Origin of the sequence: Thalassolituus sp. UBA6592, assembly GCF_002433655.1 — a bacterium.
Classification (GTDB): Bacteria; Pseudomonadota; Gammaproteobacteria; order Pseudomonadales; family Oceanobacteraceae; genus Venatoribacter.
In genome coordinates, this window is sequence record NZ_DJIO01000139.1 from 6,846 (window position 1) to 7,434 (window position 589).

Here is a 589-nt window from a genome sequence, read left to right on the forward strand (position 1 = left end):
GCACGATGGCCCTCCTTATGCGAACGGCAATATTCATATCGGTCACGCCGTTAACAAAATTCTGAAAGACATCATCGTTAAATCTCAGACTCTGGATGGCAAAGACGCGCCATATGTACCGGGCTGGGATTGTCACGGTCTGCCGATCGAGCTCAAGGTTGAAGAAAAAGTCGGTAAAGTCGGCGATAAAGTCACTGCATCTGAATTCCGTAAGCACTGCCGCGAATACGCTGCACAGCAGGTTGATGGTCAGCGTCGTGATTTTAAACGCCTGATGGTATTGGGTGACTGGGATAATCCTTATCTGACGATGAATTTTAATTTCGAGGCGGACATCATCCGTACTCTCGGCAAAATCATCGACAATGGTCATCTGCACAAAGGTTTCAAACCGGTTAACTGGTGTCCGGATTGTGGTTCTGCACTGGCAGAAGCTGAGGTGGAATATCACGATAAAAAATCCATCGCGATTGATGTGAAATTTGCCTTTGCTGATAACGCCGCGCTGTTAAAAGCGTTTGCTGCGGATGAATCGCTGGCGGCAAAAACCATCAGCATTGTGATCTGGACTACCACACCGTGGACACTG

The 589-nt window shown here is 48.0% G+C and carries 1 protein-coding gene; it reads left to right on the plus strand.

From position 1 onward, the window contains the following. A partial coding sequence (locus B2Z72_RS13810; RefSeq protein ID WP_297005078.1) for a class I tRNA ligase family protein occupies window positions 1–589 on the plus strand: 589 nt, incomplete at both ends.